This window comes from Azospirillum sp. UFLA03-27 (assembly GCF_059803775.1).
In genome coordinates, this window is the sequence record NZ_JAUQTX010000118.1 from 1 (window position 1) to 19,722 (window position 19,722).

At 70.2% G+C, this 19,722-nt stretch carries 18 protein-coding genes; 16 read left to right on the forward strand and 2 right to left on the reverse strand.

The genetic code is table 11. The features are described from left to right. Positions 1-137: 137 nt before the first annotated feature. The 9 genes from Q4I23_RS17960 to Q4I23_RS18000 all read left to right on the forward strand — a co-directional run bounded on the left by Q4I23_RS17960 (position 138) and on the right by Q4I23_RS18000 (position 10,645). Positions 138-1,118, forward strand: coding sequence for an ABC transporter permease (locus tag Q4I23_RS17960; RefSeq protein ID WP_454016154.1), 981 nt, complete (start codon positions 138-140; stop codon positions 1,116-1,118). Further along, the gene (locus tag Q4I23_RS17965; RefSeq protein ID WP_454016155.1) at positions 1,115-1,987 is read left to right on the forward strand and encodes an ABC transporter permease; all 873 of its coding nucleotides are present in this window, start codon (positions 1,115-1,117) and stop codon (positions 1,985-1,987) included. Before Q4I23_RS17960 ends, Q4I23_RS17965 begins: the two co-directional genes overlap by 4 nt. Next, positions 1,987-3,651 (forward strand): ABC transporter ATP-binding protein, encoded by a 1,665-nt coding sequence (locus Q4I23_RS17970; protein WP_498527081.1) that lies wholly within the window; start codon positions 1,987-1,989, stop codon positions 3,649-3,651. Before Q4I23_RS17965 ends, Q4I23_RS17970 begins: the two co-directional genes overlap by 1 nt. Positions 3,652-3,661: 10 nt before the next feature. Further along, entirely contained in the window at positions 3,662-4,612 is a 951-nt protein-coding gene (locus Q4I23_RS17975) for a ketopantoate reductase family protein (RefSeq protein ID WP_498527082.1), read from the forward strand. A gap of 27 nt (positions 4,613-4,639) precedes the next feature. Beyond that, a complete protein-coding gene (locus Q4I23_RS17980; protein WP_498527083.1) occupies positions 4,640-5,869 on the forward strand; it encodes a Zn-dependent hydrolase in 1,230 nt (409 codons plus the stop codon). Positions 5,870-5,929: 60 nt separating this feature from the next. Continuing rightward, on the forward strand, positions 5,930-6,991 hold the full coding sequence (locus Q4I23_RS17985; RefSeq protein WP_498527084.1) for a histone deacetylase family protein: 1,062 nt from the start codon (positions 5,930-5,932) through the stop codon (positions 6,989-6,991). Continuing rightward, positions 6,988-8,535, forward strand: coding sequence for an acetolactate synthase large subunit (locus Q4I23_RS17990; RefSeq protein WP_498527085.1), 1,548 nt, complete (start codon positions 6,988-6,990; stop codon positions 8,533-8,535). Before Q4I23_RS17985 ends, Q4I23_RS17990 begins: the two co-directional genes overlap by 4 nt. A 58-nt stretch (positions 8,536-8,593) precedes the next feature. Beyond that, positions 8,594-9,538: a 3,5-dioxohexanoate:acetyl-CoA acetone transferase gene (kce, locus tag Q4I23_RS17995; protein WP_498527086.1), complete on the forward strand. Its 945-nt coding sequence runs from the start codon at positions 8,594-8,596 to the stop codon at positions 9,536-9,538. Between the two features lie 168 nt (positions 9,539-9,706). Next, positions 9,707-10,645 (forward strand): DMT family transporter, encoded by a 939-nt coding sequence (locus tag Q4I23_RS18000; protein ID WP_498527087.1) that lies wholly within the window; start codon positions 9,707-9,709, stop codon positions 10,643-10,645. Here Q4I23_RS18000 and Q4I23_RS18005 read toward each other — a convergent pair. Continuing rightward, a complete protein-coding gene (locus tag Q4I23_RS18005) occupies positions 10,611-11,696 on the reverse strand; it encodes a LacI family DNA-binding transcriptional regulator (protein ID WP_498527091.1) in 1,086 nt (361 codons plus the stop codon). The two genes, Q4I23_RS18000 and Q4I23_RS18005, sit on opposite strands and share 35 nt — an antisense overlap. A gap of 134 nt (positions 11,697-11,830) precedes the next feature. On the opposite strand from Q4I23_RS18005, the gene Q4I23_RS18010 reads away from it, so the two are divergent. The 7 genes from Q4I23_RS18010 (at position 11,831) to Q4I23_RS18040 (ending at position 19,367) form a co-directional block, all read left to right on the forward strand. Further along, entirely contained in the window at positions 11,831-12,886 is a 1,056-nt protein-coding gene (locus Q4I23_RS18010) for a TRAP transporter substrate-binding protein (protein WP_454016163.1), read from the forward strand. A gap of 39 nt (positions 12,887-12,925) precedes the next feature. Next, positions 12,926-14,815 carry a TRAP transporter large permease gene (locus Q4I23_RS18015; RefSeq protein ID WP_498527088.1) on the forward strand — a complete coding sequence of 630 codons (1,890 nt, stop codon included), beginning with the start codon at positions 12,926-12,928 and terminating at the stop codon, positions 14,813-14,815. Positions 14,816-14,858: 43 nt separating this feature from the next. Then, entirely contained in the window at positions 14,859-15,398 is a 540-nt protein-coding gene (locus Q4I23_RS18020) for a VOC family protein (protein WP_109139185.1), read from the forward strand. A gap of 8 nt (positions 15,399-15,406) precedes the next feature. Then, on the forward strand, positions 15,407-16,678 hold the full coding sequence (locus Q4I23_RS18025; protein ID WP_498527089.1) for a ribulose-bisphosphate carboxylase large subunit family protein: 1,272 nt from the start codon (positions 15,407-15,409) through the stop codon (positions 16,676-16,678). After that, the gene (locus tag Q4I23_RS18030) at positions 16,675-17,982 is read left to right on the forward strand and encodes a four-carbon acid sugar kinase family protein (protein WP_498527090.1); all 1,308 of its coding nucleotides are present in this window, start codon (positions 16,675-16,677) and stop codon (positions 17,980-17,982) included. Before Q4I23_RS18025 ends, Q4I23_RS18030 begins: the two co-directional genes overlap by 4 nt. Positions 17,983-18,161: 179 nt before the next feature. Next, the gene (locus tag Q4I23_RS18035) at positions 18,162-18,893 is read left to right on the forward strand and encodes a helix-turn-helix domain-containing protein (RefSeq protein ID WP_454016167.1); all 732 of its coding nucleotides are present in this window, start codon (positions 18,162-18,164) and stop codon (positions 18,891-18,893) included. A 99-nt stretch (positions 18,894-18,992) separates the two neighbouring features. Beyond that, positions 18,993-19,367 (forward strand): response regulator, encoded by a 375-nt coding sequence (locus Q4I23_RS18040; RefSeq protein ID WP_454016168.1) that lies wholly within the window; start codon positions 18,993-18,995, stop codon positions 19,365-19,367. 9 nt (positions 19,368-19,376) lie between these two features. On the opposite strand, the gene Q4I23_RS18045 is transcribed toward Q4I23_RS18040, so the two are convergent. Beyond that, on the reverse strand, positions 19,377-19,559 hold the full coding sequence (locus Q4I23_RS18045) for a hypothetical protein (protein ID WP_454016169.1): 183 nt from the start codon (positions 19,557-19,559) through the stop codon (positions 19,377-19,379). Between the last annotated feature and the right edge of the window lie 163 nt (positions 19,560-19,722).

A 19,722-nucleotide genomic window follows, 5' to 3' on the forward strand; every position in this document is an offset into this window, starting at 1 on the left:
GTTATAGTCTCGTGGGCTCGGAGATGTGTATAAGAGACAGTCCCTCCCCCGCTTCGCAGGAGAGGGAGGTCAATCCCCTCCCCTGCGAAGCGGGGGAGGGATAGGAAGGGGGCACCACGCATCCCGGGAGTGACAACATGCCCCGCATCGCCCTATTCATCTCACAGAGGCTGGTGAAGGCGGTCTTCGTCGTTCTGGCGATCGCCGTGTTCAACTTCTTCCTGGTCCACGCAGCGCCCGGCGATCCCGCCGCGGTGATGGCGGGCGAGGCCGGGGCCGCCGATGCCAAGTTCGTCGAACAGCTCCGCCAGCAGTTCGGCCTCGACCGCCCCCTGTACGAGCAGCTCGGCACCTACATGTCCAAGGTGGTGCAGGCCGACCTCGGCTATTCCTACCGCCAGCAGCGCCCCGTCTTCGACCTGCTGATGGACCGCCTGCCCGTCACCCTGTCGCTGACGCTGACCGCCTTCGTGCTGGCCCTGCTGGGCGGCATCGCGCTGGGCACGCTGGCGGCGATGCGCGCCGGTACCTGGTCGGACACCGCCATCACCGTGGTCGGCCTGACCGCCTACGCGACGCCGATCTTCTGGATCGGCCTGATGCTGATCCTCCTCTTCTCGGTCAATCTCGGCTGGCTGCCCGCCTTCGGCACGGAGAGCATCGGCGCCGGCTACACCGGCTGGGACGCCTTCCTCGACCGGGCCAAGCACCTCGTGCTGCCGGTGACCACGCTCGGTCTCTTCTACATGGCCGTCTACACCCGGTTGACCCGCGCCTCGATCCTGGAGGTGCGCGACATGGACTTCGTCAAGACGGCGCGGGCCAAGGGCCTGCCGGAATGGCGCATCGTGTCGGTGCACATCCTACGCAACGCCATCCTGCCCGTCATCACGGTGGCGGGGTTCCAGGCGGGCCACCTGATCGGCGGCTCCATCCTGATCGAGACCGTCTTCGCGCTCCCCGGCATCGGGCGCCTCGCCTTCGAGGCCGTGTTGCAGCGCGACTATCAGGTCCTGCTCGGCATCTTCCTTCTGACCTCGGTGGTGGTGGTGGTGTTCAACCTGCTGACCGACCTGATCTATTCCCTCGTCGATCCGCGCATCGAGGTGGCGCCATGACCGCCGCGGCCATCACCCCCGCCCGCAAGGGCTCCGGCTTCTGGAACGCCTTCGCCCGCAACAAGGGCGCGGTGATCGGGCTGGCCTTCCTGACCCTGATCATCCTGATGGCGGCCTTTGCCGACGTGCTGTACCCGGACAGCCCGTGGGACATGACCGCGATGCCCTTCCAGCCGCCGCTGTCGGAGGATGCGCTGCTCGGCTCCGACACGCTGGGCCGCGACATCGCGGCGGGCATCGCCCATGGGGCGCGGGTGTCGCTGCTGATCGGGCTGACCTCGACCGCCGTCGCCGTGCTGATCGGCGTGTTCCTGGGCGCCGTCTCCGGCTTCTACGGCGGGCGCGTCGACGATCTGGTGATGCGCTTCACCGAGCTGTTCCAGACCATCCCGAACTTCGTGCTGGCCGTGGTGCTGGTGGCGATCTTCACGCCCTCGCTGACCTCCATCGTGCTGGCCATCGCCATCGTCTCCTGGCCGCCGCTGGCGCGGCTGGCGCGCGGCGAGTTCATGAGCCTGCGCAGCCGCGAGTTCGTGCACGCTGCGGTGACCACCGGCCAGTCGAACATGACGATCATCTGGCGCCAGATCCTGCCCAACAGCCTGTCTCCGATCATCGTGTCGGCCTCGCTGATGGTGGCGACGGCGATCCTGCTGGAAAGCTCCCTCTCCTTCCTCGGGCTCGGCGATCCGAACCTGATGAGCTGGGGCTACATGGTGGGTGCAGCCCGCACCGTGATCCGTCAGGCCTGGTGGATGAGCTTCTTCCCCGGCATCGCGATCCTTCTGACCGTGCTCGCCCTCAACCTCGTGGGTGAGGGGCTGAACGACGCGCTGAATCCCAAGCTGGCGCGAAAGGGCCGTTCCTGATGACCGAGACGCCTCTCCTCGACGTCCGCAACCTGACCATCGACCTGCCGCGCGGCGCCGACCGCCCGCATGCCGTCGAGGATCTGACCTTCACACTGGAGCCTGGGGAAATCCTCTGCGTGGTCGGCGAGTCCGGGTCGGGCAAGTCGATGACCGCGCACGCCGTGATGGGCCTGCTGCCCAAGGCGGTGACGGTGTCGTCGGGCGAAATCCGCCACCAGGGCACCAACGTGTTCAGCCTGCCGGAGCGCGACCAGCGCGCGCTTCGCGGCGGCCGCATCGCCATGATCTTCCAGGAGCCGATGACGGCGCTGAACCCGCTGATGCGGGTCGGCGACCAGATCGACGAGGTTCTGCGCTACCACACCACGCTCGACCGCGCCGCCCGCCGGGCCCGCGTCGTGGAGCTTCTCGCCTCGGTCGGCCTGCCGGAGCCGGAGCATCTGCGCCGCAGCTACCCGTTCCGCCTGTCGGGCGGCCAGCGCCAGCGCGTGATGATCGCCATGGCGCTGGCGGTCGAGCCGGACATCCTGATCGCCGACGAGCCGACGACCGCGCTCGACGTCACCACCCAGAAGCAGATCCTGGAACTGATCCAGGACATCCAGGCCAAGCGCCGCATGGGCGTGATGTTCATCACCCACGACTTCGGCGTGGTGGCGGAGATCGCCCACCGCGTGGCGGTGATGCAGCGCGGCCGGATCGTCGAGATCGGCACCGCCGAGGAGGTCCTGAACCGCCCGAAGCACCCCTACACCCGCCAACTCATTGCCGCCGTCCCGCACCTGATCGAGCACCGCGAGGACTTCACCCGCGCGCGCCAGCCGGTGCTGACGGCGGAGAAGGTGTGCAAGACCTTCCACCTCGGCGGCGGCTTCCTCACACCGGGGCGCAAGGTGGTGGCCGGAGACGACCTGTCGCTGACCATCCACCAGGGCGAGACGGTCGGGCTGGTCGGCGAGTCCGGCTCCGGCAAATCGACGCTTGGCCGCTCCATCGTCGGGCTGATCAAGCCGGATTCGGGCAAGATCCTGTTCGAGGGCGTCGATCTTCTGTCACTGTCGCGCCCGGCCTTCCGGCCCTACCGGCGGCACGTGCAGATGGTCTTCCAGGACCCCTACGCCTCGCTGAACCCGCGCCACACCGTGGGCGACATCATCACCCAGGGGCCGGTGGCCTTCGGCGAGGACCGCAGCAAGGCGCTCGACAAGGCGAAGGCACTGTTGAAGCTCGTCGGGCTCGACGCCTCGGCGGCGGAGCGCTTCCCGCACGAGTTCTCCGGCGGGCAGCGCCAGCGCATCTCCATCGCGCGCGCCCTGGCGCTGGAGCCGAAGCTGCTGATCGCGGATGAGCCGGTGTCGGCGCTCGACGTGTCGGTGCAGGCCCAGGTGCTCGACCTTCTGGAGGATCTGCGGCACCGGCTGAACCTGTCGATGCTGTTCATCACCCACGACCTGCGCATCGCCGCCCAGATCTGCGACACCATCGCGGTCATGCAGAAGGGCCGCATCGTCGAGATCGGCCCGGCGAAGGAGGTGTTCGGCAACCCGCAGCACGCCTACACCCGCACCCTCCTGGACGCCATCCCCGGCAAGGGCTGGACCATCCCGGAGGACGTGATTCCGGTGACGCGGCGTTCGGCCGCCCTGCGCAACAGCGCCTGACGGCACGAGGATGAAAGTCGCCGTCATCGGGGCCGGGGCGGTCGGCGGGCTGATCGCCGCGCGGCTGACCGCCGCCGGGCTGCCGGCCTCGCTGGTCGCCCGGCGGCGGACGCTCGACACGTTGCGGTGCGACGGGCTGACCGTCGAAGGCCCCTCGGGCCGTCCGGTGACGGTGCGGCCCCTGGTGACCGACGACACGCTGGCCCTCGGCCCGCAGGACGTGGTGGTGCTGGCGGTGCCCTCCCCCCTGCTGACCGACGTGCTGGACCTGCTTCTCCCCCTGCTGGGGCCGAAGACGCGGCTGGTGCCGGTGGTCGGCGGAATTCCCTGGTGGTACACGGCGGATGGAACTCTCGGAGGCCCGCTGTCGTCGGTCGATCCCAAGGGGCTGCTGTCGGACGCCATCCCGGCGGACCGCATCGTCGGCGCCGTCGCCCGCGTGGCGGTGGAGCGGCGGACCCCCGGCTATCTGCGGCATCTCGGCGGGCTGCGTCTCGCCCTCGGTCCGGTGGCGGGGAGCGAGGGCGCCAGGGATCTGGCGGCTCTGTTCGGGGCAGGCGGCTTCAACGCGCTGGCCGTGCCGGACATCCGGGCGGAGGTGTGGACGGCGCTGCTGGCACCCTTCGCCTTCGGCCTGCTCGGCCTCGCCACCGGCAAGACGGCGCAGGAGATCGCCCACGACGACGCGCTCCAGCCGACCTTCGCCGCGGTGGTGGAGGACGTGCTGGCCCTGTCAGCGGCGCTCGGCCACCCGGCGACGGCGAAGGTCGAGGATGTGTGGACCATGGCCCAGCATCCGGGCCGCATCCGGCCGGCGCTGCGCGCCGACGTGGCGGCGGGCCGGCGGGCGGAGATCGAGGCGGTGCTGGACGCGCCGCTGGAATTGGCAAACAGGGCGGGGCTGAGCCTGCCCACGGTGACCGGACTGCTGACCGCGGTTCGCGCCGACACTCAACAATAATTCGGAATTGGGATCGGGATAGGGACCATGTCTGACCTGCGCATCGACGGCGACCGCCTGTGGCGGACCCTGATGGACTTGGCGAAGATCGGCGCGACGCCGAAGGGCGGCCTGTGCCGGCTGGCGCTGACCGACCTCGACAAGGAGGGCCGCGACCTCTTCGTGCGCTGGTGTGAGGAAGCCGGCTGCACCGTGACCGTGGACGAGGTGGGCAACATCTTCGCCCGCCGTCCGGGCCACAGCCCCGACCGTCCCTCCGTCTGCATGGGCAGCCATCTGGACACCCAGCCGACCGGCGGCCGCTTCGACGGCATCTACGGCGTGCTGGCCGGGCTGGAGGTCATCCGCAGCTTCAACGACCAGGGCATCGAGACGGACGCCCCCATCGACCTGATCGTCTGGACCAACGAGGAGGGCGCACGCTTCTCCCCGCCGATGCTGGGCTCCGGCGTGGCGATGGGCGTCTTCACGCTCGACCATGTGCTGGACATCCGCGATACCGATGGCGTCCGCCTGGGCGACGAGCTGGCGCGCATCGGCTACAAGGGCAGCGTTCCCGTCACCGGCCACGCCATGGGTGCCTATTTCGAGGCGCACATCGAGCAGGGTCCGGTGCTGGAGGCCGAGGATGTCGAGATCGGCGTGGTGACCGGCGCGCAGGGCCAGCGCTGGTACGAGGCAACGGTGACGGGCCGTGAATCCCACGCCGGGCCGACGCCGATGCGCCTGCGCCGCGACGCGCTGGCGGGTGCGGCCGTTATGATGGAGGCGGTGGAGGCCATCGCGCTGGAGGTCGGCGGCGACGCCTGCTCGACCATCGGGCGCGTCCAAGTCCATCCTGACTCCCGCAACGTCATTCCCGGCCGCGTCTGGTTCACCATCGACCTGCGCAACCCCGACCCCGACGCGCTGGCCCGCATGGACGCCATGCTGCGCGAGCGGCTGGCCGCCATCGCGGACAAGCGTGGCCTGACGCTGGAACTGACCGACTTCTGGGCCTTCCCGACCACGCCCTTCGCGCCGGAGCTGGTCGGCCATGTCCGCCGCTCGGTGGAGCGGCGCGGCCTCAGCCACCGCGACATCGTGTCCGGGGCCGGCCATGACGCGGTCTATGTCGCGCGCAAGGTGCCGACGGCGATGATCTTCATCCCCTGCGAGAACGGCCTCAGCCACAACGAGGCGGAGAACATCAAGCCTGAACACGCCGCGTCCGGCTGCGCGGTGCTGGCCGACGCGGTTCTGGCGACCGCCGGGTAAAGCACAATTCTCCCTCTCCCCTCTGGGGAGAGGAAATCCATCCACTCCGGGAGCCTGTCCATGCGCTACGTCTTTGCCGAGGCCCAGTTGCGCCATCGTCCGCCGACCTTCCTGGTGCGCGGCCAGCCGAAGCCCTCGCCGGAAAAGGCGGAACGGGCGGAGGCGCTCGTCGGCTCCCTGCGGGCGCGCGGCGTGACGGTGGAGGAGCCGCCGCCCTACGGCGCCGGCCCGCGTGCGGCGGTCCACTCGGCCGATTACCTGCGCTTCCTGGAAACCGCCCACGCCCGCTGGTCGGCCCTGCCCGACGCGTCGGAGGTCATCGTCCCCAACGTCCACCGCAACACCGACATGGCCGAGTATCCCACGGGCATCGTCGGCCAAGCGGGCTGGCACATGGCGGACACCGCCTGCCCGATCGGCGCGGGCACCTGGGAGGCGGTCTGCGGCGGCGCCGACACGGCGGTCCACGCGGCGCTGATGGTGGCGAGCGGGCAAGAGCGCGCGGCCTACGCCCTGTGCCGCCCGCCGGGGCACCACGCGTCCCGCGACATGGCCGGGGGCTTCTGCTACATCAACAACGCCGCCGTCGCCGCCCAGGCGATGCTGCCGGTGCTGGCCCAGCAGGGCCGCGCGCCGCGCGTCGCCGTCTTCGACGTGGACGTCCATCACGGCAACGGCACGCAGGCCATCTTCTACGAGCGCGACGACGTGCTGGTGGTGTCGATCCACGGCGATCCCAACAACTTCTACCCGTGGTTCGCCGGCTACGCGCACGAGCGCGGCAAGGGCCGCGGCCTCGGCAGCAACCTGAACATCCCCCTGCCCATGGGCACCGAGGAGTCCACCTTCCTCGACGCGGTGGACGGGGCGCTGACCCACATCGCCGCCTTCGGGCCGGAGGCGCTGGTGCTGTCGCTGGGCTTCGACACCTACGTCGGCGACCCGCTGGCCTTCTTCAAGGTGACGACGCCGGGCTTCGCCACGCTCGGCCGCAAGATCGCCGGTGCCGGCCTGCCGACCGTGGTTGTACAGGAGGGCGGTTACGATTGCGACGCGCTGGCGGTGAATCTCGCCAGCTTCCTGGATGGCTTCGAGAGCGGGCTCACGGAGGAGGCACGATGATCGGCGCGGAAATCCTGGTCCGGACGCTGGTGGCGAACGGCGTCGACACCTGCTTCGCCAACCCCGGCACGTCGGAGCTGCACGCGCTGGCCGCCTTCGACAGCATGCCCGGCGCGCGCTGCGTCCCGACGCTGTTCGAAGGGGTGGCAACGGGGGCGGCGGACGGCTACGCCCGCATGACCGACCGCCCCGCGGCCACGCTGCTGCATCTTGGGCCGGGCTTGGCGAATGGCCTCGCCAACCTGCACAACGCCCGGCGCGCCTGCGTGCCGATGGTCAACATCGTCGGCGACCACGCGACGTGGCACCGCGGCGTCGACGCGCCGCTGACCTCCGACGTGGAAGGCTTGGCGAAGCCCATGTCCGCCTGGGTGCGCACGGTGCCGGACGCCGCCTCGGTCGCCGCGGACACGGCGGAGGCCATCCGCGCCGCCCTGACCCCGCCCTGCGGCGTGTCGACGCTGATCCTGCCGTCGGACTCCTCCTGGGACGACACGGCGGCGGCGGAGCCGACCATCGTCGAGCCGCCCGCCTCCGCCGCCCCGGACGCCGACGCCCTGCGCGCCGCCGCCGACGCCCTGCGAAGCGGCGAGCGGGTGGTCGTCCTGCTGAACGGCCGCGCCACGCGGGCGGAGGGGCTGGCCCTGGCCGGCCGGATCGCCGCCGCGACCGGCGCCAAACTCTACGCCCACACCGGCGCCACCCGCATCCAGCGCGGGGCGGGCCGCGTGACGGTGGAGCGCTTCCCCTACCCCATCGACCTCGGCATCGCCGCGCTAGCCGGGGCAAAGCACGTCGTCCTGATCGGTTCGGGGGAGCCAGTCGGTTTCTTCGGCTACCCCGACAAGCCCAGCCGTCTGGCGCCGGAGGATTGCCACATCCACAATGTCGCCCCGCCGAGCGCGGACGCCCTGGCCGCCCTGCGCTGGCTGGTCGAGGCGGTGGGCGCCGCCGGCACGCCGGTTCCGGCGCAGCCGCTCGCCCCGCCCGCTCCGGCGACCGGCGCGCTGACCGCCGACAGCGTCGGGCAGTCCCTGGCGGCCCTGCTGCCGGAGGGCGCCATCGTGGTGGACGAGGGGATTTCCTCCAGCCCCATGGTCTACACGGCCTGCGCCGGGGCGCGCCCGCACGACTGGCTGACCATCACCGGCGGGGCCATCGGCATCGGCATGCCGCTGGCGCTGGGTGCCGCCATCGCCTGCCCTGACCGCAAGGTGGTGACGCTCCAGGCGGACGGCAGCGGCATGTACACGCTCCAGGCCCTGTGGAGCCAAGCGCGCGAGCAGGCCGACGTGGTGACGATCATCTTCGCCAACCGCCGCTACGGCATCCTGCAATGGGAGCTGGGCAACCTCGGCTTCCGCGACATGGGGCCGAACGCCCGCAACTGCACGGAGCTGGGCCGCCCGGACCTCGACTGGGTGGCGCTCGCCCGCGGCATGGGGGTGGAAGGCGGACAGGCCACCGACGCGGAGAGCTTCAACCGCTTGCTGACGGCCGGCTTTTCCCGCAAGGGTCCTTTCCTGATCGAAGCGGTGATCTGACGAACAACAACATATCCCTGCGCCCCCTCAAGGGGCGCGGGGGATAAGGGAGGACAGCATGACCACGCCCAAGAAGAGCGCGCGGAAAGTCATCATCACCTGCGCGGTCACCGGTTCCATCCACACGCCCAGCATGTCGCCGCACCTTCCGGTGACTCCAGACCAGATCGCGGCGGAGGCCATCGCCGCGGTGGAGGCCGGGGCGGCCATCGTCCACCTGCACGCCCGCGACCCGGAGACCGGCCGCCCCACCCAGGACCCGGAGCTGTTCCAACGCTTCCTGCCGCGCATCAAGCAGGCGACGAAGGCCGTGGTGAACATCACCACCGGCGGCAGCGCCGCCATGACGGTGGAGGACCGGCTGCGCCCCGCCGCGCAGTTCCAGCCGGAAGTCGCGTCGCTCAACATGGGCTCGATGAATTTCGGCCTGTTCCCCATGCTGAACCGCTTCAGCGAGTTCCAGCACGACTGGGAGCGCACCTATCTGGAGAACAGCCGCGACCTCGTCTTCAAGAACACCTTCAAGGACATCGAGCACATCCTGAAGACCTGCTCCGGCAACGGGACGCGCTTCGAGTTCGAGTGCTACGACATCTCCCACCTCTACACGCTGGCCCATTTCCTCGACCGCAAGCTGGTGACGCCGCCGCTGTTCGTACAGTCGGTTTTCGGCATCCTGGGCGGCATCGGCGCGCATCCGGAGGACGTGATGCACATGAAGCGCACCGCCGACCGGCTGTTCGGCGACCAGTATGTGTGGTCGGTGCTGGGCGCCGGGCGCAACCAGATGCCCATCGCTACGCAGTCGCTGGCGCTGGGAGGCAACGTGCGCGTCGGGCTGGAGGACAATCTGTGGGCTGGACCGGGCCGCCTCGCCACCTCCAACGCCGAGCAGGTCGCCATGGTCCGCAAATTGATCGAGGGTCTGGCCCTGGAGGTCGCCACCCCGGACGAGGCCCGCGCCATGCTCTCCCTGAAGGGTGGCGACGCGATCACATTCTGACCGGGAATAACCCTCTCCCCTCTGGGGAGAGGGTGGCCCGGAGGGCCGGTGAGGGGGTTGTGCGTTTCGGTGCGTCCGGCACAAGCGCACCCCCCTCACCCTAACCCTCTCCCCGGAGGGGAGAGGGGATTTCAAGATACGACCACCCCACACCCGGAATCCCATGCCATGATAAGCCGCGCTCGGGCGCTGGATCTGTCGCTGGTGGGCCTCATCAGCGTCTGCTGGGGCCTGAACTGGCCCGCCGTCAAGATCATCCTCACCCAGATCCAGCCCTGGACGCTGCGCAGCCTGGGCTTCGCCGTGGGAGCGGCGGTGCTGTTCGCCTACGCGCGGTCGCGCGGGGAATCCCTGGCCGTGCCGCACGGGCAGCGCTGGCCGCTGGTCGCCGTCGCCCTGCTGAACATGGCGGGCTTCAACATCTGCTCCGCCTTCGGGCAGATGAACATGGCGACCTCCGGGGCGGCGATCATCGCCTACACCATGCCGGCCTGGGCGACGCTGCTGGCGATCCCGATCCTGGGCGAGCGTCCGGGGCCGCGCCAATGGATGGGGCTGGCCTGCGGGCTGACCGGCTTGGCCGTTCTGCTCGGCCCCGATCTGCTTCGGCTGGGCGCCCTGCCGCTCGGCCCCGCCTTCATGCTGACCGGCGCGCTGAGCTGGGCGCTGGGCAATGTCCTGATCAAGCGGACGGCCTGGACCATGGGGCCGAACGCCATCACCGGCTGGCAGTTCGCCATCTCCCTGCCGGTGGTGCTGCCCTTCGCCCTGGCGCTGGACCCCGCCCCGACGCTGGCGCTGGAGCCCCGCGTGCTGGTCGCGCTGGTGTTCCATGTCCTGGTGGCGATGGTCGGCGGCTATCTGCTGTGGTTCGCCATCGTGCGGCGGCTGAGCGTCGCGCAGGCCTCGGTCAGCTCGCTGATCGTGCCGGTGATCGGCGTGACCGGGGCCATCGTCGTGCTGGGCGAGACGCCGCCGCTGCGCACCTACGCCGCGCTGGCGCTGATCCTCTGCGCCGTCCTGCTGGTCGTCATGGTGCGCGACAAGCGGCCCGCTCCCACCCCGGCGCCGGTCACGGCGGAGCCGCGGGGGGCAGGTTCTCCCTGAAGATGACCTCGATGCGCGGCGGTTCCACGCCGTGCATCGCCTCCCGGCCCGCGCGCAGGTTGGCGAAGACGGCGGCGCAGCTCATCAGGGCGCTGCGCGGGTCCTGGGTGATGACCGCCTCCATCGTTCCGTCGATCAGCAGCGCGCGCGTCTCCGGCGTAAAGCCGTGGCCGATGAAGACGACCTCGCGCTCCCGCCGCGCCTCCTTCAGCGCGCGGGCCACGCCCTCCGCCCCGCCGCCGATGGTGTAGATGCCGGCGAGGTCGGGGTGGTGGCTGAGCAGCGTCCGCGTCTGCCGGTAGCTCTTGGCCTCGTCGTCGTGGGCCTCGCGCAGCCCCACCACCTCGATGGCCGGGGCCATCTCCGTCAGGACGTTGAGGAATCCCAGCTCGCGGTCCTCGTGCGCGCGGTAGCTGAGGCTGCCGGCGATCATCGCGACCTTTCCCGCCCGCCCGCCGAGGAAGCGCGCGAACAGGTAGCCCGCCGTCCGCCCCGCCGCCCGGTTGTCGAGTCCGATATAGGCGGCCCGCCGGCAATTCTGCACGTCGGAGATCAGCGTCACGGTCGGCACGTTGCGCGCCGCCAACTCGTTCACCGCCTCGCGCACCGCCGGATGCTCCAGCGCCATGAAGGCCACCCCGTCGACCTTGCGCCAGTGCTGGAGCAGGCTGCGCGCCAGCAGGTCGGGGTTGAAGCTCTTGATGAACTCCACCTGCGCGCGGATGCCCAGCGGGGCCAGCGCCGCCTCCGACTGGCGGATCAACTGGCCGAGCCGCGTCAAATAGCGGTTCGTCCCGTCCGGCAGCAGGAAGGCCAGCCGCATCGGCTTCGGCCCCAGCGCCGCGCCGAGGTCCGATTCCGGGATGTAATCCAGCTCCGCCGCCGCCTTCATCACGCGCTGCGCGGTCGCCGGGCGCACGCCGGGCCGGTGGTTCAGCACGCGGTCCACGGTGGCGGTGGAAACCCCTGACAGCCGCGCGATGTCGGCGATCCGCGGCAGCCCGCGGGAATGTTCGGGGGGCGCGGCGACGGCGTCCGCATCATCCTGCATCACGGCTCAAAACCCTCCGATCCCATCAAATCACATCATCATTCGCGTTTGACACCGGCCATTAGCGCACATACCGTCCAACCAACAATCACCGTCGAACATCAAACTACATCAACGTTTCCTGGGAGGAAAGCATGAACCCGCTCTCGCGCCGCAAGATGCTCAAGGGGTTGGCCGCCACTCCGGCGATCGGAATGGCTGCCGGGTTGGCCGCGGGGGCCGGCACCGCCACGCTGATCGGCGCGCCGCGCATCGCCCGCGCCGCCGAGTTCGACTTCAAGTACGGCAACAACCTGCCGCTGACCCACCCGCTGAACGTCCGCTCGCACGAGGCGGCGGAGCGCATCCGCCGCGAGACGAATGGGCGCGTCGACATCCAGATCTTCCCGAACAACCAGCTCGGCGGCGACACCGACATGCTGTCGCAGGTGCGCAGCGGCGGCATCACCTTCTTCACGCCCTCGGCGCTGGTCATCGCCACGCTGGTTCCGGTCGCCGCCATCAACGCCGTGGGCTTCGCCTTCGCCGACTACGGGCAGGTCTGGTCCGCCATGGACGGCAAGCTGGGCGAGCATGTGCGCGGTGCCATCTCCAAGGTCGGTCTGCACGCCTTCGAGAAGATGTGGGACAACGGCTTCCGCCAGATGACCAGCGGGGCCAAGCCGATCCAGACCGCCGCCGACATGGACGGGCTGAAGATCCGCGTCCCGGTCAGCCCGCTCAGCATCGCCATGTTCAAGTCGCTGTCCGCCGCCCCGGCCAGCCTGCAGTTCTCGGAGGTCTATTCCTCGCTGCAGACGCGCATCGTCGACGCGCAGGAGAACCCGCTGCCGATCATCCAGGTCGCCAAGCTGTACGAGGTGCAGAAGTACTGCGCCCTGTCCAACCACATCTGGGACGGCTTCTGGTTCATCGCCAACGGGCGCGCGTGGCGCGGTCTGCCGCCCGACCTGCAGAAGATCGTCTCCACCGCGATCAACGACGCCGGCGTCCAGCAGCGCGAGGACATCAAGGCGCTGAACCAGTCGGTGCAGGCCGACCTCCAGTCCAAGGGCCTGGCCTTCAACCAGCCCTCCCCCGACAGCTTCCGCGCCAAGCTCCGCGACAGCGGCTTCTACGGCGAATGGAAGGGCCGCTTCGGCGACGAGGCCTGGGCGCTGCTGGAAGGCGCCGTCGGCAAGCTCGCCTAAAGAACGGCTGTGGACAACACGGGAAGGGAGGGTGCGGCTTTGTCACACCACGCGACGGCGCTCGACGAGGGCGGCGCCATGCCAGGGGCCGCGTCCGGCGGTTCCTGGACCGATCGGCTGGACCGCGGCCTCGCCGCGATGGTGGAGGGCGTCGCCGCCCTCATCGTTCTGGCTGAGATCGCCATCCTGCTGGCCGGGGTGACGGCGCGCTACGTCTTCCACGCGCCGCTGGTGTGGTCGGACGAGCTGGCTTCCATCCTCTTCCTGTGGCTGTCCATGCTGGGCGCCGTGGTGGCGCTGCGCCGCGGCGAGCACATGCGGATGACCGGTCTGGTCAGCCGCGTCGGCCCGACGCCCCGCGCCCTGCTGGAGACGCTGGCGATCACCGCCCCCATCGCCTTCCTGGCGATGATCCTGCACCCCGCCCTGGACTACGCCATGGAGGAGCAGTTCATCGTCACCCCGGCGCTGGAGATCAGCAACGCCTGGCGCGCCGCGGCCCTGCCGACCGGGCTGGGGCTGATGGCGGTGGTGGCGCTGATCCGGCTGATGCGGATGCGCAACCTCCGGATCACGCTCGCGGCGGTCGCGCTGACCGCGGCGGTGACCGTGGCCTTCTGGCTCGCCGGCCCGGTGCTGAAGCCGCTGGGGCAGGCCAACCTCGTCATCTTCTTCGTCGGCGTGGTCGCCGCCTGCGTGTTCGGCGGCGTCCCCATCGCCTTCTCCTTCGCGCTGGCCACCTTCGGCTATCTGGCGCTGACCACCTCGACCCCGCTGCTCGTCATGGTCGGACGGCTGGACGAGGGCATGTCGCACCTGATCCTGCTGGCGGTGCCGCTGTTCGTCTTCCTCGGCCTGCTGATCGAGATGACGGGCATGGCCCGCGCCATGATCCAGTTCCTCGCCAGCCTGCTCGGCCATGTGCGCGGCGGCCTGTCCTACGTGCTGATCGGGGCGATGTATCTGGTGTCGGGCATTTCCGGCTCGAAGATCGCCGACATGGCGGCCATCGCGCCGGTGCTGTTCCCGGAGATGAAGAAGCGCGGCGCCCCTCCGGGCGACCTCGTGGCCCTTCTGTCGGCGACCGGCGCGCAGACCGAGACCATCCCGCCCTCCATCGTCCTCATCACCATCGGCTCGGTCACGGGCGTGTCCATCGCGGCGCTGTTCGCGGGCGGTCTGCTGCCGGCCGTGGTCCTGGGTGCGGCGCTCTGCGCCGTGGTCTGGTGGCGCTACCGCCATGAGGATCTGAGCCACATCCGCCGCCCGCCGGCGTCGGAGATCGCCCGACTGGCCGTGGCCGCTCTCCCTGCCATCCTGCTGCCCTTCGTCATCCGCGCCGCGGTGGTGGAAGGGGTGGCGACGGCGACCGAGGTGTCGACCATCGGCATCGCCTATTCCACCCTCATGGGCCTGCTGGTCTACCGCCAGTTCGACTGGGCGCGGCTGAAGCCGATGCTGATCGAGACGGCGTCGCTGACCGGGGCGATCATCTTCATCGTCGGCTGCGCCACCGCCATGGCCTGGGGCCTGACGCAGTCCGGCTTCTCCCGCGCGCTGGCCCTGTGGATGGCCGACATCCCCGGCGGCGGCTACGGCTTCCTCGCCATCTCCATCGTCGCCTTCATCATCCTGGGCAGCGTTCTGGAGGGCATCCCCGCCATCGTCCTGTTCGGCCCGCTGCTGTTCCCCATCGCCCGCGACGCCGGGGTGCACGAGGTGCATTACGCGATGGTCGTGATCTTCGCCATGGGCATCGGCCTGTTCGCCCCGCCCTTCGGCGTCGGCTACTACGGCGCCTGCGCCATCAGCAAGGTCAGCCCGGACGAAGGTCTGAAGCACATCTGGGGCTACGTCGCCGCCCTTCTCGTGGGCCTGATCGTGGTCGCCGCCATTCCGTGGATTTCCACCGGCTTCCTTCCCTACTGAAGCCCCGCCGGTCCCCCATAACGATAAAATCAGGAGTTCCTTCATGAGCCGATTCTTCGGCCAGATCCGGCAGGCTGGCTACGTCGTCGACGACATCGAAGCCGCCATGGACTACTGGAGCCGCACCCTGGGCATCGGCCCGTGGTTCTACAACGAGCGGGTTCCGATCAGGAACTACACCTACCGCGGGGAGCGGTACGAGGTTCACAACTCGGTGGCGCTCGCCAACTCCGGCCCGCTCCAGATGGAGCTGATCCAGACCCGCAACGACGCGCCGTCGATGTACCGCGACTTCCTGAAGGCCGGGCGCACCGGTCTCCAGCACGTCGCCTACTGGACCGAGAATTACGACGCCGACCTTGAGCGGCTGACCGGCCAGGGCTTCAAGCCGGTGATGAGCGGCGAGGTCGGCGAGAAGGGGCGCTTCGTCTATTTCGACACCGAGTACCACCCCGGCACGGTGATCGAACTGTCGGAGGTCGCCGGGCCGAAGGGCAAGATGTTCGACCTGATCCGCAACGCCTCCCTCGACTGGGACGGCCGCGATCCGGTCCGGCCCTTCCCCGACCTCAGCCGCCTGTGAGCATCGCCATGCGCTCCGACCGCTTCGAGGCGACCTATCTGATCGAAACCCCGCTGGACCCCGCCAAGGTGGCGGAGGTGATGGCCGGGGAGCAGTCCTGCGGCACCTTCACCCGCGTCCACGGCGAGACGGACGACCTGCGCGCCCGCGCCCGCGCCGTGGTGGAGCGGGTGGAGGAGTTGGAACCCGCCGCCTCCCCCAGCCTGCCGAACACATGGCTGGAGCGGCAGAAGCGGCCCGGACCGTGGCGGCGCGCCCGCGTCACCATCAGCTTCCCCACCGGCAACGTCGGCGCCAACCTGCCGACGCTGGCCGCCACGGTGGCCGGCAACCTGTTCGACCTCGGCGAGGTCACCGGCCTGCGGCTGGACTCCGTGCGTCTGCCCGCCGCGTACCGCAAGGGCTTCGACACGCCGCGGCACGGCGTGGCCGGCACGCGGCGGCTGACCGGGGTGGAGCGCGGGGCGCTGGTCGGCTCCATCATCAAGCCGAACCTCGGCCTGTCGGCGGAGGAAACCGGCGAACTGGTCGGCACGCTCTGCGCCGCTGGGCTGGACTTCATCAAGGACGACGAGATCTGCGCCGATCCGGTCCACGCCCCGCTGGCCCAGCGCGTGCCGGCGGTGATGGACCGGGTGCGCCGCCATCAGGACCGCACCGGCAAGCACGTCATGGTCGCCTTCAACATCAGCGACGAGACGGACGCCATGCGCCGCCACGCCGATCTGGTGGAGCGTGAGGGCGGAAGCTGCGTGATGGTCAGCCTGAACTGGTGTGGCTTCTCCGCCGTGCAGACGCTGCGCCGGCACAGCGGGCTGGTGCTGCACGGGCACCGCAACGGCTTCGGCGCCCTGTCGCGCCACCCCAGCCTGGGCATCGGCTTCGACGCCTACCAGACGCTGTGGCGGCTGGCCGGGGTCGACCACATGCACGTCCACGGCCTTCAGGGCAAGTTCGCCCAGCCCGACGCGGAGGTCATCGAGGGCGCCAAGTCCTGCCTCGCCCCGCTGGCCGAGGGCTGCGACGACGCGGTGATGCCGGCCTTCTCCTCCGGCCAGTGGGCGGGGACCGTTCCCGTCACCTGGGACGCGGTGGGGACGGACGACCTGCTGTTCATGTCCGGCGGCGGCATCATGGCCCATCCGGACGGCCCCGCCGCCGGCGTGACGAGCATCCGTCAGGCCTGGGAGGCGGTGCGCGAGGGCGTCACCCTGCCGGACGCCGCCGCGACTCGGCCGGAGCTGAAACGCGCCCTGGAGTTCTTCGGGGCGAGCAAGTGACGGCGGCGCACCCGCCGCCCCGGCTGGGCTGGTACGGGGACGACTTCACCGGGGCCACCGATACGCTGGCAACGCTGGCGAAGGCCGGGCAACGGGCGCTGCTGCTGCTGGAGATCCCCGACGCGGAGCGGCTGGCCGGGCTCGGCCCGCTGGACGCGCTGGGGATCGCCGGGGCGTCGCGCACCATGGATCCGGAAGCCCTGCGGGCGGAGCTGGAGCCGGTGGGGCGCTTCTTCGCCGGGCTCGGCGTGCCGGTGATGCACTACAAGTGCTGCTCGACTTTCGACAGCGCGCCGCAGGTCGGCAGCATCGGGGCGGCGGTGGCGGCCCTGCGGCCCTTCTTCCCCAACCGCTTCCTGCCGGTGGTGGGCGGCCAGCCGAACATCGGGCGCTACTGCCTGTTCAGCACGCTGTTCGCCGCGGCGGGCACCGGTGGGACCGTCCACCGCATCGACCGCCACCCCACCATGAAGGCCCACCCGGTGACCCCGATGACGGAGGCCGACCTGCGCCTCCACCTCGGCGCGCAGGGGCTGGAGGGGATGGGCGCCCTGCACTACCCGGATTACGGGCTGGACGCCGGAGCGCTGGACGAAAAACTCGACCGGATGGTGGCGGGTGGCGCACCCGCCGTCCTGCTGGACATCGCCCAGCCGGCGGATCTGGCGCCCGTCGGGCGGCTGGTCTGGGAGCGCGCGCAACGCGCCCCCCTGCTGGCGGTCGGGCCGAGCGGCGTGGTCCAGGCGCTGGCCACCCAGTGGGAGCGCGACAACGGGGTCGGCGACGCTCCCCTTGCCCCGGCGGAGGGGCCGGTCTTCGTGCTGGCCGGCAGCCTGTCGCCGGTCACGCGCCGGCAGATCGCCGCGGCGAACTCCTTCCACCGGATGCCGGCGGATGCGGGCGCCCTGTGCCGCGACGCCGCCTACCGCGAGCGGCTGCGGAGCGAGATCGCCGGCCTGCTGGGCCAGGGACGCAACGTGCTGGTGTGGACCGCCCCGGCGGAGGGCGAGACGCCCGACACCGCCCAGTCCTCCGCCATCGCCGACGCCACCGCGGAGTTCGTGGCTTCGGTCGCCCGCGCGGTGCCGCTGCGCCGTATGGGCATCGCCGGGGGCGACACTTCCAGCAAGGCGGTGAAGGCGCTGGGCCTGTGGGGCCTGTCCTACCGGACGGCGCCCAGCCCCGGCGTGACGGTCAGCCTGACCCACAGCGCGCACCCGCCCACCGACGGCGTCGAGCTAATGCTCAAGGGCGGCCAGATGGGATCGGAGGATCTGTTCGAACGGCTGGTCCACGGAGGGTGAGCGTCCTCGCTCCCCTCCGCCCCCACGCGTCAGCAATGGCCCCTAGGTAGTCTTACGTACGCAAAGCCCCTTAGGTACAAGACCGAACTGCACAGGGTACCCCGCAGCGCATAACTTCGGCTCATCGAGCGGTTGCCCCACGGGGACGGGCCGCTTCCACGAACGCCGAGGGGCCCGACATGCACGCTCACACCGCCATCGCCGCCCAGCCGACGCGCGTTCCGCACGGCCATCAGGCCGCCGTGATGGCGATGCCGCGTGTCGCCCCCTCCCGCCCCGCCACTGGCTTCGCCGCCAACGACGCCGACCCGCTGGCCGCCATCGCCCAGTTCCGGGTGTTCGACCGCGAGCAGTCGATCTTTGCCGAGGGCGAGACCGCCGACGCCGTCTTCCGGGTGGTCGACGGCATGATCCGCCTCTACAAGCTGCTGCCGGACGGGCGCCGCCAGATCATCGGCTTCCTCCAGGCCGGCGACATGGTCGGTCTGGCCTTCGCCGACCGCTATCTCTACTCCGCCGAGGCGATCACCGCCTCTACCGTCCAGCGCATCCCGCGCTGCCAGCTCGACGCCCTGCTGGACTCCCAGCCCGCCCTGGCCCGCCGGCTGCTGTCGGTCACCACCTCCGAGCTGGTGGCGGCGCAGGACCAGATGCTGCTGCTGGGCCGCAAGTCGGCGCTGGAGAAGCTGGCCAGTTTCCTGCTGGCGCTGAGCCGCCGGGCCGGTGCGGGCCGGGCCATCGCCCTGCCGATGAGCCGCTGCGACATCGCCGACCATCTCGGCCTGACCACGGAGACCGTGTCCCGCGGTTTCACCAAGCTGAAGACCTCGCGCCTGATCCGCATCCTGGACGGAGGCCGGGTCGAGCTGCTGGACGCCGAGGCCCTGGCCGACCTCGCCGAGTGCGCCTGAAACCAAGCACCCTGATCACCCTCCGCAATCAAGGGAAATCCATTCGACCGGCCGCAACGTACCCCTTACTCCCTTTGCGTTGCACTGTCAGGCCGAACCATGGAGTCCGTTCCCCACATCCTCGTCGCCGAGGATGAACGCCTTGAAGCCCTGGCCCTTGCCGACACGCTGGAAGGCCAGGGGCTGCGCGTCACGCTGACCCACAACGGATTGGAAGCCATCACCGCCCTGGAAAGCAGCCCGGCGTCGTTGCTGATGACCGACCTGCGCATGCCGGTGATGGATGGCAATGAACTGATTCGCCGGACGCGGGCGCGGCGGCCCGTCCTGCCGGTGATCGTCATGACCGCCGACAGCGGCGCCCTCCGGCACCCGGAATCGGACCGGCTGCGCGTCCTGCACAAGCCCTTCAGCTTCCAGGCGGCGATCGGCGCCGTCCGCGCCATGCTCGAACACGCCCGGCCCTTCGGGTAGAGCCCGGGTTCAGTCGTCGTCCTTGGGGGCGGCGTTGCGGGGCGGCGGCTCGATCACCGGACCGACCTTCACGCTGCGGGCGGTCAACGGCACGATGTCGCCGATCGGCATGTAGGAGCCATCGCCCAATTGTTGCGCCGGCTCCCACCGTCCCTCGACCTTGATCCAGCGGTAGACGTTGTTGCTGCTCATGTCGTCACCAGGAAATTTGGAAAGACGAAAGGGGCGGCGTTGCCGCCGCCCCTTCATCCGATACAAGGATCTTCCTTGCGGAAGGCTTACTCGGCCTTGCCGTTGACGGCGTCCTTGAGGGCCTTGCCGGCGGAGAACTTCGGCGCCTTGGAGGCGGCGATCT